This window comes from Klebsiella sp. HMSC25G12 (genome assembly GCF_001807705.1).
In the GTDB taxonomy this organism is placed as follows: Bacteria; Pseudomonadota; Gammaproteobacteria; order Enterobacterales; family Enterobacteriaceae; genus Klebsiella; species Klebsiella variicola.
Genome location: NZ_KV789888.1, coordinates 1 through 14270 on the forward strand (window position 1 = coordinate 1; position 14270 = coordinate 14270).

21 protein-coding genes and 1 pseudogene are annotated in these 14270 nt (G+C 53.2%); 16 read left to right on the forward strand and 6 right to left on the reverse strand.

Going from position 1 to position 14270, the window contains the following annotated elements; all coding sequences use genetic code 11:
* Positions 1–533: 533 nt before the first annotated feature.
* From HMPREF3096_RS29260 to HMPREF3096_RS13215, 4 genes are all read left to right on the forward strand, one after another.
* Positions 534–1232: an NYN domain-containing protein gene (locus tag HMPREF3096_RS29260; RefSeq protein ID WP_020804881.1), complete on the forward strand. Its 699-nt coding sequence runs from the start codon at positions 534–536 to the stop codon at positions 1230–1232.
* A 294-nt stretch (positions 1233–1526) separates the two neighbouring features.
* Entirely contained in the window at positions 1527–2258 is a 732-nt protein-coding gene (locus HMPREF3096_RS13205; protein ID WP_020804880.1) for an HNH endonuclease, read from the forward strand.
* Between the two features lie 37 nt (positions 2259–2295).
* Complete coding sequence (locus tag HMPREF3096_RS13210) at positions 2296–2574, forward strand: hypothetical protein (RefSeq protein ID WP_020314648.1); 279 nt, start codon at positions 2296–2298, stop codon at positions 2572–2574.
* 317 nt (positions 2575–2891) lie between these two features.
* Positions 2892–3503, forward strand: coding sequence for a DUF2913 family protein (locus tag HMPREF3096_RS13215; protein WP_020314646.1), 612 nt, complete (start codon positions 2892–2894; stop codon positions 3501–3503).
* On the opposite strand, the gene HMPREF3096_RS13220 is transcribed toward HMPREF3096_RS13215, so the two are convergent.
* From HMPREF3096_RS13220 to HMPREF3096_RS13230, 3 genes are all read right to left on the reverse strand, one after another.
* Entirely contained in the window at positions 3500–4453 is a 954-nt protein-coding gene (locus tag HMPREF3096_RS13220) for an Rpn family recombination-promoting nuclease/putative transposase (protein ID WP_020314639.1), read from the reverse strand. The genes HMPREF3096_RS13215 and HMPREF3096_RS13220 overlap by 4 nt on opposite strands.
* A gap of 120 nt (positions 4454–4573) precedes the next feature.
* On the reverse strand, positions 4574–4840 hold the full coding sequence (locus HMPREF3096_RS13225; RefSeq protein WP_022644719.1) for a hypothetical protein: 267 nt from the start codon (positions 4838–4840) through the stop codon (positions 4574–4576).
* 19 nt (positions 4841–4859) lie between these two features.
* Positions 4860–5480, reverse strand: coding sequence for a recombinase family protein (locus HMPREF3096_RS13230; protein WP_020314642.1), 621 nt, complete (start codon positions 5478–5480; stop codon positions 4860–4862).
* A gap of 597 nt (positions 5481–6077) precedes the next feature.
* Between HMPREF3096_RS13230 and HMPREF3096_RS13235 the strand changes: the two genes are divergently transcribed.
* Complete coding sequence (locus HMPREF3096_RS13235) at positions 6078–6704, forward strand: ParA family protein (protein WP_022644718.1); 627 nt, start codon at positions 6078–6080, stop codon at positions 6702–6704.
* A gap of 44 nt (positions 6705–6748) precedes the next feature.
* Positions 6749–6976 carry a hypothetical protein gene (locus HMPREF3096_RS13240; protein ID WP_020314634.1) on the forward strand — a complete coding sequence of 76 codons (228 nt, stop codon included), beginning with the start codon at positions 6749–6751 and terminating at the stop codon, positions 6974–6976.
* 174 nt (positions 6977–7150) lie between these two features.
* Here the strand turns inward: HMPREF3096_RS13240 and HMPREF3096_RS13245 are convergent, their stop codons facing one another.
* Genes HMPREF3096_RS13245 through HMPREF3096_RS13255 form a run of 3 tightly spaced genes read right to left on the reverse strand, consistent with a single transcriptional unit; the run spans position 7151 to position 9128 of the window.
* Positions 7151–8425 (reverse strand): Y-family DNA polymerase, encoded by a 1275-nt coding sequence (locus HMPREF3096_RS13245; RefSeq protein ID WP_020314652.1) that lies wholly within the window; start codon positions 8423–8425, stop codon positions 7151–7153.
* An 11-nt stretch (positions 8426–8436) separates the two neighbouring features.
* Positions 8437–8898, reverse strand: coding sequence for a translesion error-prone DNA polymerase V autoproteolytic subunit (gene umuD, locus HMPREF3096_RS13250; protein WP_022644717.1), 462 nt, complete (start codon positions 8896–8898; stop codon positions 8437–8439).
* Positions 8883–9128 carry a DinI-like family protein gene (locus HMPREF3096_RS13255; protein WP_020314635.1) on the reverse strand — a complete coding sequence of 82 codons (246 nt, stop codon included), beginning with the start codon at positions 9126–9128 and terminating at the stop codon, positions 8883–8885. Before HMPREF3096_RS13255 ends, umuD begins: the two co-directional genes overlap by 16 nt.
* A gap of 203 nt (positions 9129–9331) precedes the next feature.
* On the opposite strand from HMPREF3096_RS13255, the gene HMPREF3096_RS13260 reads away from it, so the two are divergent.
* The 10 genes and pseudogenes from HMPREF3096_RS13260 to HMPREF3096_RS29275 all read left to right on the forward strand — a co-directional run.
* The gene (locus tag HMPREF3096_RS13260; protein WP_020314631.1) at positions 9332–9562 is read left to right on the forward strand and encodes a hypothetical protein; all 231 of its coding nucleotides are present in this window, start codon (positions 9332–9334) and stop codon (positions 9560–9562) included.
* 187 nt (positions 9563–9749) lie between these two features.
* Positions 9750–9925: pseudogene (locus HMPREF3096_RS29265) on the forward strand (hypothetical protein); the annotation flags it as partial.
* 71 nt (positions 9926–9996) lie between these two features.
* Entirely contained in the window at positions 9997–10698 is a 702-nt protein-coding gene (locus tag HMPREF3096_RS13265; RefSeq protein WP_020314651.1) for a DNA methyltransferase, read from the forward strand.
* Positions 10698–10919, forward strand: coding sequence for a hypothetical protein (locus HMPREF3096_RS13270; protein ID WP_020314641.1), 222 nt, complete (start codon positions 10698–10700; stop codon positions 10917–10919). The genes HMPREF3096_RS13265 and HMPREF3096_RS13270 overlap by 1 nt, the downstream gene beginning before the upstream one ends.
* 45 nt (positions 10920–10964) lie before the next feature.
* Positions 10965–11375: a DUF1380 family protein gene (locus HMPREF3096_RS13275; RefSeq protein ID WP_020314645.1), complete on the forward strand. Its 411-nt coding sequence runs from the start codon at positions 10965–10967 to the stop codon at positions 11373–11375.
* 46 nt (positions 11376–11421) lie between these two features.
* On the forward strand, positions 11422–12189 hold the full coding sequence (locus HMPREF3096_RS13280; protein WP_020314640.1) for a hypothetical protein: 768 nt from the start codon (positions 11422–11424) through the stop codon (positions 12187–12189).
* Between the two features lie 424 nt (positions 12190–12613).
* A complete protein-coding gene (locus tag HMPREF3096_RS13285) occupies positions 12614–13042 on the forward strand; it encodes an antirestriction protein (protein ID WP_020314632.1) in 429 nt (142 codons plus the stop codon).
* Between the two features lie 45 nt (positions 13043–13087).
* The gene (locus HMPREF3096_RS13290) at positions 13088–13594 is read left to right on the forward strand and encodes an antirestriction protein ArdA (RefSeq protein ID WP_020314633.1); all 507 of its coding nucleotides are present in this window, start codon (positions 13088–13090) and stop codon (positions 13592–13594) included.
* A gap of 42 nt (positions 13595–13636) precedes the next feature.
* Complete coding sequence (locus HMPREF3096_RS13295) at positions 13637–13828, forward strand: hypothetical protein (protein WP_020314643.1); 192 nt, start codon at positions 13637–13639, stop codon at positions 13826–13828.
* 207 nt (positions 13829–14035) lie between these two features.
* Positions 14036–14270: DNA polymerase III subunit theta (locus HMPREF3096_RS29275; RefSeq protein ID WP_218069938.1), on the forward strand; the 235-nt coding region annotated here is incomplete at its 3' end.

Here is a 14270-nt window from a genome sequence, read left to right on the forward strand (position 1 = left end):
AGCTAATCACCACAAACTGTTAGATACAAGGGTGGGGGATTATTACGGCTGAAGCCGTAATGCTTTTTTCGTCCTCGCTTCGCTGCGGGGGTCTCCGGCGCAAAGCGCCTCCCATGCGCTGACGCGCATCAAAAAACCGTCACTGGCGTACCCTGAAAATAACGCACGCTCATGCCGGGCAAAGGCGCCTGTGCGGCAATGCCAGAAACCAACCGTTAGTTTTTTTATTAAAAAAATCGGTGACATTGTTCTCTAAACAGGGCCTCTATGTGGTGTAACTTCACCAGGTCGATGCAACGCTATCCTTAATCAAGGGAAACGTTGCTATAATAGCCTGTGTTAATCAATACGTAACAGGACATTTGACTTAACGCAAATAGATGGAAGTAAACTGAATTTACCATTATGTTATTCTTATAATTATGTGTAAATATTTTTATTTGTGCATTTTGGTGTTAACATATGAAATTGAAAGCACTTCATATTAAACTGTACGTTTTATTAGGTTTATGATTTTCAAAAGGTTATATGCTATGTCTGATGAAACAAGTAAGAAACTGGCTGTTTTAATTGATGCTGATAACGCACAAGCATCTTTGTGTAATGAATTATTCTCAGAAGTATCCAAATATGGATTGGCTAATGTAAAACGAGCATATGGGGACTGGACAACAACAAATCTAAAAGGATGGAAAGAACATCTTCACAAACATGCAATTCAACCTATACAACAATTTAGCTATACTACTGGCAAAAACTCTACTGATTCATCATTGATCATTGATGCGATGGACTTACTTCATGATGGGAATTTAGATGGATTTTGCTTAATTTCATCTGATAGTGACTTCACACGGTTAGCCAATAGACTACGGGAAAGCGGCATCATTGTATATGGCTTTGGCGAGGAGAAAACTCCTGATGCTTTCATTTCTGCATGCAATTTATTTATAAAAACAGAAAACTTGAGAAAAACAAAAGCTGCCAAAGATTTCTCTGATGATAAGGACCTTAAAGAATTAATAAGTAATGCTCTGTCCGCAACATCTAAAGATGATGGCTGGTCATTATTGTCTGCGGTTGGGTCTTATATAAATAAGAACGAATCTTCCTTTGATTCCAGAACATATGGCTATGAGAAATTAGGTGGTTTAGTTAAATCATTAACTTATTTAAAGACGGAAACAAGAGAGGTCGGTGGCGTCAGTCATCTATATGTGACAAGTGTTTAAACTGTCGTCATCAATCTTATTCGTCGGACGCACAGCTTCCGCGCCTCACTCAAAGCAGTCAGTCAATACCGCCGAGCTGAATTAAGCTGACTACAATCGTTCAGTCCGGCGTTTAATGTGAGTTTCTCAATCACTCTGGAATGAGTTGGATTTTTGTTAAAATATCAGTGACATTTTCGTTTATCTCATTCGCATTTTCTGTTCAGAACCATGTATTATTTGACGCCAGAGTCGGGATATCAGACTTAAGCATGTAAAATACGTGCCTGGAGCTGAACGGAAACAGAGCAGATAATGAACCGCAAACAATTCATCCAGAGCCGGGGGGCCACCTGTCGTAACTGGACCTGGAGCTGGTCTTTTATCAACCATGACGACCAGCTGGTCATCTTCGGGGCGTGGGACGTTGAGCGTGATCAGGAGCGCGCTGTTATCCTGCGTGAAGCGTGGGAATACAACGCCAGGCTCAGGAAGAACCCCGGCTACACCCAGGCGGTTGAGCATATCGGCTACATCCTCGGGGGATACGACCTGTACACCTTTAACATGGTGCAGGCCACCAGTCCGGATGCGCCGGACGTCGCGGTCATTCAGGATTTCGAACGCCGGCTGGAAAAACGCTTTCTGAGAAAAGAGGGCGCCGTCTGGTACGCTGACTTTACTGCCAGTCCTTATCCCGAAGAGCTGTCCGTCGCCGGTAGCTATATTGAGGGCGCCACAAAATCCATCACCATCAACGCGTATGAACGCGACCCGGCCGCACGGCGGGCCTGTATCGCGTATCATGGTGCCGTCTGTCAGTGCTGCGGATTCGATTTTGAGAAAACCTGGGGTGAGCACGGGAAAGGATTTATCCACGTTCATCATATCCGGCCGCTGAGAACACTCGGACCTGACTATCAGATTGACCCGGTCAACGAGCTGGTCCCGTTGTGCCCGAACTGCCATGCCATGATTCATCGGGGCAATGAGGCAAAGCCGTTGTCCGTTGAGGAATTACGCGCCATGATGAGGCCCTCCGGCTGAATGCCGGCATTTGAAATACTGTTAACCGGAGCTCTGCATGCGCGTTGCTGAACATATCATCCTCGATGCCCTCACTCGCGGAGGATGCATCAAAACCTTCTGGCGTATATCGTCACGACAGGCCGCTGAATCGTCAGCACGGATACCCGAGGGGTATATTCTGGAGTCACCCGGGGAGCGGGAAGATATCGTGCTCAGTCATGCAGACTTTCATGCGCTGGAGAAGCAGCTGGAGCAGAAGGAAACGTGGGAGCAGGTGGTCGGCGTGACCTGTTTTGGTGGGGTAACCTGGCAGCTGAGAGCCGGGTCCGTGTGATGAGTGGCTGAATTGCTGAAATAATTCTTTTATTTCAGCAGTGGCATTCCTGCAGTCCACGACTACAGTCTTCTCACCGGATGCATTGTGTCTGTCCCACACTCCGGGGATTTGCTCCCTTTGACGAACCACAATTGTGTCCGGCCAGCCTTTCACGCTGGCTTTTTTTATGCAATCAGGCACGGTCCCTTCAGAACGCTGTATGGCGCGCCAGTCCCTCCCGTAATGACAGTCAGGCCTGTCTTTTGAACAGGCTTACCTGTCATAATTGTCACTATATTGACTGACCACTATAAGACCAAAGGGAGTGAGTCCGCGTGGCGCTGACACACAAAACAGGGCATCTGGCATGGTGCGCACTTGTCGCGCTGGCACTGGCCAGAAAGGAGCAGGGAGAGCTGTCTCCTGCACAGGAAAACCTTTTTCTCACCCGCTGGCTCGCGGCAGCACTGAAGCAACGGCGATTCTCGCGCGATGTGGCACAGGATATCGGGTGGTTACTGAATCAGGGGCGTTTGCTGGGTGTGAGAGCAAAGCTGGCAGACAAACTGGACTATGTCTGGCGCTCCTGCAGCGGCGAGCTGACTGAACAGAACGACATGTTCCGGCTGACGTATGCGCTGGAAACAGCGAAAGACATGGGCTGGAATTACCGCGTAATGAGCGACAGAGAATGGGCCGGGCGATATGCCTTGGTACTCAATCCTGGAGTAAACGGCGTTTATCTCTTACGGACAAACCTCGATGCCGCTTTTGACGACAATGGCCAGCAGACAAATCCGCTGACAGCACGTCTGACAGGGAGCGTAGCAGGGGTAATGAAGCTGTTAAATCGCTGTGGCTGGCAGGCAGAGCCTGAGTCTGGTGCCTCCCTGCCCCACCAGTATTCACTGATGGCCGGACAGGGAGTGCCAGGAAAGGGGGATTAGTGGCGGATCTGCGCCAGGTCTTCTTCCGTCAGACCGGTCACTTTCATGACAGTATTGCGGTCAATGCCGTTCTGCAGCATGGTACGGGCAATTTTAAGAGTAGCTTCGCGCTCGCCTTTTTCAATACCACGTTGTTCACCCAGCTGGATGCCCTGCTCGATCCCCTGCTGGATACCCTTCTCAATACCTTTTTGCTCGAGCTGTTGTGCGATCGTCATGAGGGCGTCTCCGTGTTGCGGCACACGCTGTGCCAGTTCGCGTACAAAGGCTTCGGCGTCCGATGTTTCACCTGCCTGCACGATATAGTGTACCAGCGATACTACCTGTGATGAAGACAGATATCCGGCCAGCAAAATGGGCGCCAGGCGGTCAACCAGTTCAGCGAGATCGCGCTGATGAATATGTTTCTGCAGCAAGGTCAGGGCAGCCATACTGCGATGCCCGGCGATTTCATCATCCGGAATGACCGTGACGTCTACCAGCGGGAAAGCGCTGCTGTAGAGTGTTCCGGCCAGAATCGGGTCGTCAAACTCATCCAGCCAGCGGGTGGAGTACGGATACGGGCTGCGTTTACCGGTATAGAAAAGGACCGGTATCACCAGTGGCAGCTTCTTATGGCCAGCTTCCAGGTGTCGCTGCATGGCGGCCACCGCATAGCGTATCAGGCGAAAAGCCATATGTTTGTCGGGTGAGGACTGATGCTCAATGAGCACGTGAACGTAGCCATCCCCGGCGGTAGTTTTCAGGCTGTAGAGAACGTCGCTGAAATACTGGCGGAGATCATCCTCAATAAACGAGCCGGATTCCAGTTTCAGTGTGCTGAGGTCGCAGATGGCCTGCAGCTCTGCCGGGAGGTGCAGCTCCATGAAATCCCGGGCAATATCCGGTTGCGTCAGAAACTGCCTGAACGTAGCATCGTGAGGAGTGGGTGTGCTGTTTTTCTTCTTCATCAGCCCTGGCTCTGAAAATTGACCCGGATATGCTATCACAGGCACGAGCGGCACATAATGGCCTGGCGGATGATGATGTTTTTCTTTCCTGTAAGGCCGCTCAGTCAGTCTTCTCGCATATCAATCATTCAGGATGCCGGACAACTCACGTTTGCGAACAGAGCGATCATAATCTTCGGCTTTCACGAAAATCCTGATATTCGAACAAATTAATTCATTCATTCCATCTTTACTGTCCGTTTTCACACACAATCCAGCCCAGAAGGGACCATTTGCAATGGCAGGATCTGTTGTGTCCGAAACGGAGTCGTAGAGTCGCGTTCCCAGAATAGTGAGTCCTGCAACGATTACCGTATAAATTACCAGGGGTATCTTTTTTGTTTTCATCTTACTTCCTTTGTAAACGTTATTTATCAGCGCTGGAGCAGACCCGGATCACAGTCATTTTAGAAACGCCAGCCAGGCGAGCTGTTTCTCGCAGCGATTTTCCATTGACCAGGCGCAGAGTGCGAATCAGTTCGTGTTTCTGCGCATCGGCCACCCTGCCCCGGTATTTTCCTTCTGCTTTCGCCTTACTGATACCCTCTGACTGTCGACGTCGACGGTCTTCGTAATCTTTTCGGGCAATAGCGGCCAGCATATCCAGCATCATGCCATTTACGGCCTTCAGCATGCTTCGGGTAAAGTCATCACTTACTGTGCTGGATAGCGCCAGATAGCTGGTCGGTAGATCAAGACTGACGATGGCCAGCTGCTTGTCTGTAATTTGCTTTCTGAGTGTCTCCCAGCCTGCATCATCCAGGCGAGTGAGCCTGTCGACCTGTTCAATGAGGATCACATCACCAGGTTCCGCATCACCAAGAAGCCTGATCAGTTCAGGGCGGTTCATTGTCGTACCGGAGACATTATCGATATACCAGCCAGCAATACGGTGGCCATGTTGGTTTGCAAACGCCTTCAGTACATTTTTTGCCCGGCTGGCATCCTGCTCTGAAGTGGATGCCCGGAGATACCCAAAAACGAACATTTTTTGTCCTGATGGTAACATTTAAGTGGTACTGCTCATCATGGTATCACTTAAGTAGTCACAATAAAATTACCCGGTATCTTTTTGGGTGGTACATATAAAGTATACCCTAATGTGTCAGGCTAACGCGCCCTCCAGGCTTGTCCAGCCCCTCGCTTTTCCGAGCTGACTCGCGGTTTCGATTTAACACGGTGGTGGAATAGCCAAGCATGGTAGAGGTCGTGATCTAACGATTGATTGCACAAGGCACAGGATATCGGCTGAAATGTACCGCCTGGCAATTGATGCTTCATAGAACTATTCATCCGTAAACAGAGTCGCTAATGCGGCTTTTTTTTGGGGGGACGTTTAGTAGCGGAGGTTTCTATGTCAGGACAAGTCAGGTCGCCTTAGTTACTCAATAAATGAAATCATGTTATAATTAAATCATGATTTCATTTATTTTTATGCTATTGTAATTTAAGTCATTATTGTTTTGCATGTTTTACTGAAATCATTAAATCATGATTTAATGTTGTTCCTTTACCTCAGCTATGTCATAGTTAGCTTAGTTGTAGAACTTGATAATGAAATCATGATTTAATGAAGGGTGATACCATGGGAAAGGTTATATCGATCGTTGGTCAGAAAGGCGGTGGTTCAAAAAGCACCGAAGCTAGAACGCTTGCTGTTGGATTTTCAGAAGCTGGATGGAAGACGCATCTGGCTGATATAGACACCAAACAACAAACCTCACTGAAGTGGACAGAACGACGCGAGAAAAGTGGGCTAAGCCCGATAGATTGTGCTCTTTACCGCCGGGTTGAAACTGCTGTCAGGATGAAAGATAGCTGTCATTTGCTGATCATCGATGGGCGCCCTGCAGCAGAGACAACGTCACTGGATGTCGCAGATGAATCTGACCTCGTCATTATTACCACGGGGACTACTATTGATGATCTTGAACCCTCACTTGAACTGGCTCGTGAATTGATAAAGAAGGGGATTGATAAGAGCAAGATTGTCTTTATCGTTTCTAAATCACCATCTCAATCGCAGGGCGAAAAAGCTCAGGAAACAATCAAAGCGTGGGGTTATAAAGTAATCAATACAGTCATCCCCTTCAAAACCAGTTACGGCGAAGCTCTTGATACTGGACGGGCATTACATGAAACGCCATTCAAATCGTTGAATGAGACTGCAAAACAAATGATTGAAGAGATTCATGATATAATTAATTCATGATAGCATGATTTAACGATATCATTACCCTGAGCATGAGGAAGTTTATGAAAGGCCCTGGTAAATCAATTAAAATTGAGCCCCCGAAAGAGGACGAACCGACACTGGATGTTACCGGAAAAGGGGCTGTTCCGGATTCGGCTGTCAAACCTATCCAAATCAAAGTTCCGGTGTCGAAACATAAAGAAATGAAGGCATATGCAGCAGAGCAGGGGATCTCGATGACCGATATGCTCCTTGCCGGGTATGACATGTACAGAAATAAAATGAAATAATGTTAGCATGACATCATGAAAGTGGTTTTTCATGATGTCATTCTTTCATGCGATTTTTTAAGCCTGTCTCTAGCTCCAGAAACCCTCGGTTTTGCACTTCATCGATAATGACACATATGTTTGAGCGAACCTGAAAAAACATGACTTCATGACTTCATGACTTCATGCTGTTTTTTAACAGAGCCTTGCTGACGGAATGTCCGCCCATCTTGTGGTATATGCTGGCGACAGTAAATCTCGCTTCATCTGCCAGTCAGGAGCGATGCCTCGTCCCGCAAACCAGACTTTCCCAAGTCCTGAATGATTAATCCCGTCCACAACGTTCATCAGGGCTTCGCTGTTTGCCCGGGGCTGAACATCATCAAACAGACTCAACTGAGAAACCCCCGCAGGCGTGAAATCGTTCAGCATCACGCCGGCTTTGGCATAACGGTGCTCGGGGACCCAGATGCGTCCGAGGGCTCTGACGGCAGCGGCGATGATATCCCGCGAGTCTCTGCTCGGGAACGGCAGACTCTCGCTGGCCATGTTTCCGTAGTAAGGCTCCTTCACGGCAAACGGCGACGTTTTCACAAAGACCGCGATGTGTCTGCAGTACTGCCGCTCACTGCGTAGTTTCTCCGCAGCACGCTCCGCGTACTGGCAGACAGCCTGGCGCATTGCGTCATATTCCGTGATGCGTTCACCAAAACTCCGGCTGCAGACTATCTGCTGTTTTGGCGGAGGCGCTTCTTCCAGCGAAATACAGCTTTCTCCGTTGAGTTCCCGGACGGTTCTCTCCAGCACCACGTTGAAATTCTTCCTGATGAATGCTGGATTCGCGCGCGCCAGCTGCAGTGCTGTGGTGATCCCCATTGTGTTCAGCTTCTTCGAGATCCGGCGCCCAACACCCCATATTTCTTCCACCGGCTGCAGTGAAAGCAGTTTCTCTGTCCGGCGGGGATTATCCGGGGTCAAAGCCAGTACGCCGCCAAACTGCGGCCACTCTTTGGAAGCCCACTGGGCTGATTTTGCCAGCGTTTTGCTGGGTCCCATACCGACGCCGATGGTCAGCGCGGTGTGGCGGTGCACATACTCTCGCAACTGGCGCCCAAAATCCTCAAAATCCACGCAGTTGTCGATGCCGGCGACGTCGAGGAACATCTCATCGATACTGTACTGCTCCACGCGCGGCGCCAGCGCCTCAAGGCAACGCATGACCCGTTCTGACATACTGTGGTACAGCGAATAATTGCTGGAGAACACGGCCACGTTATGCTTTTCCGCCAGTCCCTTCACCTTAAACCAGGGGGCGCCCATCGGAATACCGATGGCGCGGGCTTCGCGGCTGCGTGCGATTACGCAGCCGTCATTGTTGCTGAGGACTATCACCGGCCTGTCGCGCAGGTCCGGGCGAAAGACCTTCTCGCAGCTGGCATAGAAGCTGTTGACGTCAGCCAGGGCAAACATACCGGTACTCCTTACAGGCGGGCGCGGGTACGATGAATGAAGTGCATCACCACGCCGAACAGCGTGAGTTCTTCCGGCCAGAGCGTCGGATAAGCCGGATTCATCGGCTCCAGGGCAGGGCGGGGATGCAGACGCAGCCGCTTTACCGTAAACCCGCCGTCCACTTCCGCAATCACCACATCGCCGTCCACGGCGGTCTCCGACCGGTCCACGACCAGAATGTCGCCGTCATACAGACCGAGGTCTTTCATACTCTCTCCGCTGGCGCGCAGGAAATAAGTGGCTGCCGGATGGCGGATACACAGGCTGTTTAAATCCAGCTCCTGCTCAACATAATCCCCGGCAGGGCTCGGAAAACCCGCCGCACAGGCATCCGCAAACAGGGGCAGCTGCAGGGAAGATGGCGTGGCCGGAAGAGTGAACACCGCCTCCGGGTCAAACAGGGGCTCCCTGCGACTCATTCCGGCAGCCATGTGTCGTCCTGCCAGATGGCTTCAAGTGTGTTCATGATGTCCGACTTTTCCTTGTCGCTGCGCGCGCCGCTGACATCCAGCGCGGTCTGCGAACTTTTTCCGATGTTCAGCCAGAGTTGAGGGTATCGTGGGGTGAGGCGGCGCTCAATTTCCTGCTGCAGTGCGGCAAAGGTGCCGCTGCGCATGGCCTTCACCTGCTCCGGGGAAAAACGGACGGAAATCTGCAACATGGCGCACCTCTTTACTGTATGGATGTACAGTTATTATTTTCCCGGTTGTCAGAATTTGCAAGCCTCTTTATGCCGTTCCGGGCTAAAACATTGCTGTGGTTGCGAAAAAATGAGTGACCTGAAAAAACGTATATCGGGGCTACACAGGTAGCGGTATCCTGTAATATACAGATAACCAATGAATTTTTATCCAGGAGGTCTTTATGTCCCCCGTCTTCAGAAATGCTCTCCGCTTTGCCGGCGTACCCGTCGACAGCAGCGAACCGGTACGCAGACAGTACGGCAGCCGCATGATTGGTATCGTGACGGTATGCCTGCTCCCGCTCCTGGTGTTCGACGTCCCGCTGTGGGTTTTCGTGCTCTCCCAGGTTATCTGGGGCGCGGGCGTGTATATCGGCCTCTCCGTGGCCGGAGATAAATCCCGGAACCGCTGATGCTTTGTCGCTGATTGTATAAAAAAAACACAGGCGTGATGACGCCTGTCCCACCGCGCTTCTCCGCTGTCTGCCTTCAGGTTATCCACAATCTTAAACCCCGTGTTTGTGGACAGGTATGCCGATACTCCTCTTTCCCTGATGTCGCTGAAGGCCTGCCACCCGCTGCCAGTGTCTCGCGTCCGGTCGGGTACGGGACGGGCGGCTTTTCCGCTCAGGCCCGGCGTCGTTGAGAGTGTACGCCAGTCCCTCGCCCTTTTAAGGAACGCCCTTCAAGCCGCTTTCGCGGCATATCCTTGCCGTCGAAAAGACTGACGGCTGCGGTATTCCACGGTCGGCCTGACCCGTGACCGGACGCGATGAACAGGCAGCGTGCGGCAGGGAACGGTATCGCGGTGATGCCTCCTGCCCCCTCTGACTACAGGAGTGCTGTCATGTCCAGATTCATTCTCGGGAACTGTATTGATGTGATGCGCGGATTCCCCGACCGTGCCGTGGACCTTATCGTGACTGACCCACCTTATTTAGTAGGGTTTAAGGACCGTTCCGGGCGCAGTATTGCCGGCGATAAAACCGATGAATGGCTGGCGCCTGCCACCCTTGAGATGTACCGCGTGCTGAAAAAAGACGCGCTGATGGTCAGTTTCTACGGCTGGAACCGGGTGGACCGCTTTATGGCCGCGTGGAAGGCGGCGGGGTTCTATGCCGTGGGCCAGCTTGTGTTCACCAAAACCTATGCTTCCAACCGCCGTAATGCGAAAGACCGTCGCGGATTCGTGGACTACCGCCATGAAGGGGCTTATGTCCTTGCCAAAGGCCGCCCGGTGCCGCCCCTCAGACCGCTGCCGGATGTGATGCCTTTTCCGTATACCGGCAACCCACTGCACCCGAACCAGAAACCGGTGGAGGCGCTACAGCCGCTGATTGAGTCATTCAGCGCCCCGGGCGCGATTGTCCTCGACCCGTTCGCAGGGAGTGCCTCGACCTGCGTCGCCGCATACCGCGCCGGACGCCGCTATATCGGCATTGAAATGCTGGCGCAGTACCACCGGGCCGGAACCGAGCGACTGGCCGCCATGCACCGGGCCGTCAACACCCCGGCGGCGAACGATGAATGGCTCCCGGAGGTGGCGTGATGAACTACGACGGACACGACGCCCTGCGCCGCGATATGGCCGGGCTGGCCAACAACATCTGCGACCTGAAAACCACCCTGAAAGTGCTGGAAGACAAATACCACTACCAGCACGACGGACTGCCGGAACGGCTGGCAGGCGTGAGCCTGCGACGCCTCAACGTCCTGATGGACGAGGCATTCAATATCGCCCTGTTACTCGATGAATCTTTCAGAGACTGAACCCCGGGCGGCGAGGCCGCCCCACTGAATCACGGAGACAACACCATGCTGTATGGCACCCGTAAAGAACTGAACAAAAAACTTAAACGCATGTTTGGGAACGAAGAACGCTATGCCCTGCTGGTCTGGACGAAAGAAGACGTGTTGGCCCTGTCCGGGAACATGACGGAGGCCGAGGCTCAAACCCTGCTTGAGCTTATCGGCCGCACGGGAACGGGGGAGCACACCGAAGAAGGCGTGTCATTCCGCACCGTGCAGGCGCTGTACGCAGGGATTCGCCCGGGCATTCCCCGCGTGAGCGTCCCCGTCGATACGCTGTATCGCATCACGGACATTGCCGCACAGGCGATTAACGGAGAAGACGAGCATTCGCCGTCCCTGACGGTCGATCACTACCCGAGTGTCGCTGACGCTCAGGCAGAAATCGCCTGGCTGAAACGTGAACTGGCCGCCTGACCCATCCGCCCCGCTGAACGGCGGGGCATTCACCGAAGGAAAAAACATGAGAAACGACACCTTCAACGCGCTGATACTCCGCCACGGCGACCGGATGCTAAAGGATGCGGGCTGGCCGCCTTGCGTGGATATGATGCAAATCGCGCCTGAAACCATGCCCGGCTGGTCAGTCGCCACCGGCTCGCTCGATGCCGCGCACATTCTGGCGCTGGTCACGCACCTTTGCCTGCCGCTGACCTATGGCCGGGCCGGGTTGCTGACCGCCAGCGCCCGGCGGCTGGCGGGAACCCCGGCGCGGCTGTATCTGTACCCGGCAAAGGGCTTTATGCCGCCGGAAAAACTGGCGGACGCCCAGACACTTCATCTGCCTTATGCACAGGAATGGCTGACGGCGGCGGAATGTGACGATCTGCTGGCTTTCCTGAAAGCCTCCCTCACGCAGATAGCGGAAATCGTCAGGCTGGATGCGCACCGCCTTGCCGCTGCGCTGAAACCGTCCGTCACGCCGCGACTGATGGACAGGCGGTTTGGTGACTGGCGCGTACTGGCTGACGAGTACGAGCATGAAAACTGGCTCGATGAAAACGACACTGACGTACTGGATGCCGTCCTTGACGCTGTTCTGGTGCGCGGGGCGTCGTTCTGCCCCATCCTGTTGACCGTGGTTAATGAACGACGGGAGGAAATCGAAGCCGCAGGCGTTATTACCGATATGCTGCGTTTCCCCGGCGACCCGGCCCGCCGCTGGCTTGATCGCCGTGTACTGCGCGAGGTGGTGAGTGAAGCCCGGGCGACGCCCGCACAAACTGAATGATGATGGCGGGGGAGGAAAAATCACTTCCCCCCACTGACCGGCGCGGGATGACCGTATGCGATAAGGATGTCACCGTGCCGGCTCCGCGTTTACCCGGCCCGGCCTCCGGGCCTTTGGGATGAAAACCAGCCTCTGTTATCGCCGTGTCGTGTGCGGGCGGTGCCGTGCCTCCATCTTAGCCGGGCTGTCGCGAATGCAAGGGTAAAGTGAACGCGGCGGTCACCCGGTCCTTCCTTCCCGTCAGCCGGGATTTTCCGGTCGTTCGACCGCTCAGGATTCACGGCCTCACCCTCCAACTCCCGTCTGCCGTGTGCGTCAGGCTGCGGCTTCCCTTGCGCCCCTGCATTCCCGACTGGTCGCCCGTCTGTTATGGAGGCACGGCACCGCCCGGTGTCGCAGTCCATGTGATTACGGAGGTTTTACCATGCAGTATGTGAAAACGCGCCCGGCCCTGAATGTTGAAGAGTCCGACCGCCTGTCCTTCATGCCGTACATGTTCGGCATGGATTTTATGCTCGCAGAATTGCAGGTGTATGCACTGGCAAAAAAATGGATGCCCGAATATGAAGTCGAATTCTGGCATTACATCCGCTTACCGGAGGGCGGCGGTTACATGATGCCCGATTGTGGCCGCGTTCATCTGGTCAGCACGGAAAGCTGGTTTGACCGCACTGTGAGCGCCGACGCGGCGGGCATTATTCTGACATCGCTGGCCGTTAATCGCCGTCTGGCGGCCCACCATGACAGCGGCAACCCGGCCCTGACCCACCTTTACATGCTGCGTGATGCCCAGCTCTGGAATCTCATTACCTTCCACCCGGAATGCAACGCTATTTACGCCGCGCTGGACTGATTAACGACCGGGGCGGCTATGCCGCCCCGAAGGGAGACGAAAAAAATGAATTCATCCATCACCACTCCGGCCGTCTACGTGGGCACGTATCACCAGTACAACTGCGGCAGCATTTTTGGCAAATGGTTTGATTTAACCGATTTCGACGACGAAGACGCGTTTTATGGCGCCTGCCGGACGCTGCACGCCGGCGAGGAAGATCCCGAGCTGATGTTCCAGGACATCGAGGGCATCCCGTCACAGTTTGCCTCTGAATCCTCTGTTAAGTGGGCGTTTATTGAGGCTTTCCGGCAGGCACAGGACGACGGGCGCGCCGCCGCGTTTGTGGCCTGGGCGGAGTATACCGGCGAGTGCGACTATGACGCCTTTGATGACGCGTATTACGGCGAAGCGGAAAGCGAGGAAGATTTTGCTTATGGCTTTGTGGAGGACAACGGCCTGTTAAACGAGGTGCCCGAATCCCTGCGCGTCTATTTCGATTATGAGGCATACGCGCGGGATTTATTCAGCGACGGGTATGTGTTCCATGACGGTTATGTCTTCAGAAACTGAATAATGTCCGGCGGGGAAGCCCGCCGGTTAAGGAGAAAACACATGAAACTTGCACCACAAAGCCGCGATATCCTGCGCCAGTACAAAACTCTGATTAACGCACGCCGCCGGGATGCCGGGCAGCGGGAACTGACCACCGCCCAGGTAATGGATGAAATCTGCTATTACATGACCTGTCAGTGTGCCGTCTACATCGGCGGACACTTCATCTTACAGGGTGGAAAAGGCCAGTAAGCATGATGGCAGGCGTCCGGGCCGGAGGGCGCCTGTCAGCCCGCGCGCAAAACCCGGGCAGGCTGCGCCTGCCGGAGACAAACGTCGCCGCGCCTCCGGCGCCGCAAACTCTCCTCTCCTGCCTTCCTTCCCCATTATCCGTCGATGAAGTCTGTAAATGTGCGTATTATCCACAGTATCTTTCTGGAAAACGTTGCAGGTGCAGATATGTCGAAATGGAATATCGCCTTACTCTCAAAAGACGAGCAGGACAAAGTCTCTGTCGATAAAGCGGCCGCCGCTGTTGCCTGGCAGGAGCGGATGAACAAGCCTTGTAGTGGCACACTGCCTCTTCCGCTGCCTCTGGCTCTGAATCTGAATCTGAATCTGAATCTGCTTCAGCTTCTGGCTTTGCCTCTTGCTGCTATTGTTGTTGATGTTGATGTTGATGTTGATGTTGATG

Excerpts from the sequence above, each read along its gene's own strand:
- HMPREF3096_RS13295 (WP_020314643.1), top strand. The coding sequence starts at position 13,637 with ATGAAACTTGCACCACAAAGCCGCGATATCCTGCGCCAGTACAAAACT.
- umuD (WP_022644717.1), bottom strand. The coding sequence starts at position 8,898 with ATGGCTGCCGGAATGAGTCGCAGGGAGCCCCTGTTTGACCCGGAGGCG.
- HMPREF3096_RS13240 (WP_020314634.1), top strand. The coding sequence starts at position 6,749 with ATGAAAGGCCCTGGTAAATCAATTAAAATTGAGCCCCCGAAAGAGGAC.
- HMPREF3096_RS13245 (WP_020314652.1), bottom strand. The coding sequence starts at position 8,425 with ATGTTTGCCCTGGCTGACGTCAACAGCTTCTATGCCAGCTGCGAGAAG.
- HMPREF3096_RS13205 (WP_020804880.1), top strand. The coding sequence starts at position 1,527 with ATGAACCGCAAACAATTCATCCAGAGCCGGGGGGCCACCTGTCGTAAC.
- HMPREF3096_RS13270 (WP_020314641.1), top strand. The coding sequence starts at position 10,698 with ATGAACTACGACGGACACGACGCCCTGCGCCGCGATATGGCCGGGCTG.
- HMPREF3096_RS13280 (WP_020314640.1), top strand. The coding sequence starts at position 11,422 with ATGAGAAACGACACCTTCAACGCGCTGATACTCCGCCACGGCGACCGG.
- HMPREF3096_RS13285 (WP_020314632.1), top strand. The coding sequence starts at position 12,614 with ATGCAGTATGTGAAAACGCGCCCGGCCCTGAATGTTGAAGAGTCCGAC.
- HMPREF3096_RS13290 (WP_020314633.1), top strand. The coding sequence starts at position 13,088 with ATGAATTCATCCATCACCACTCCGGCCGTCTACGTGGGCACGTATCAC.
- HMPREF3096_RS13225 (WP_022644719.1), bottom strand. The coding sequence starts at position 4,840 with ATGAAAACAAAAAAGATACCCCTGGTAATTTATACGGTAATCGTTGCA.
- HMPREF3096_RS13260 (WP_020314631.1), top strand. The coding sequence starts at position 9,332 with ATGTCCCCCGTCTTCAGAAATGCTCTCCGCTTTGCCGGCGTACCCGTC.
- HMPREF3096_RS13220 (WP_020314639.1), bottom strand. The coding sequence starts at position 4,453 with ATGAAGAAGAAAAACAGCACACCCACTCCTCACGATGCTACGTTCAGG.
- HMPREF3096_RS13235 (WP_022644718.1), top strand. The coding sequence starts at position 6,078 with ATGGGAAAGGTTATATCGATCGTTGGTCAGAAAGGCGGTGGTTCAAAA.
- HMPREF3096_RS29260 (WP_020804881.1), top strand. The coding sequence starts at position 534 with ATGTCTGATGAAACAAGTAAGAAACTGGCTGTTTTAATTGATGCTGAT.
- HMPREF3096_RS13255 (WP_020314635.1), bottom strand. The coding sequence starts at position 9,128 with ATGTTGCAGATTTCCGTCCGTTTTTCCCCGGAGCAGGTGAAGGCCATG.
- HMPREF3096_RS13275 (WP_020314645.1), top strand. The coding sequence starts at position 10,965 with ATGCTGTATGGCACCCGTAAAGAACTGAACAAAAAACTTAAACGCATG.
- HMPREF3096_RS13265 (WP_020314651.1), top strand. The coding sequence starts at position 9,997 with ATGTCCAGATTCATTCTCGGGAACTGTATTGATGTGATGCGCGGATTC.
- HMPREF3096_RS13210 (WP_020314648.1), top strand. The coding sequence starts at position 2,296 with ATGCGCGTTGCTGAACATATCATCCTCGATGCCCTCACTCGCGGAGGA.
- HMPREF3096_RS13230 (WP_020314642.1), bottom strand. The coding sequence starts at position 5,480 with ATGTTCGTTTTTGGGTATCTCCGGGCATCCACTTCAGAGCAGGATGCC.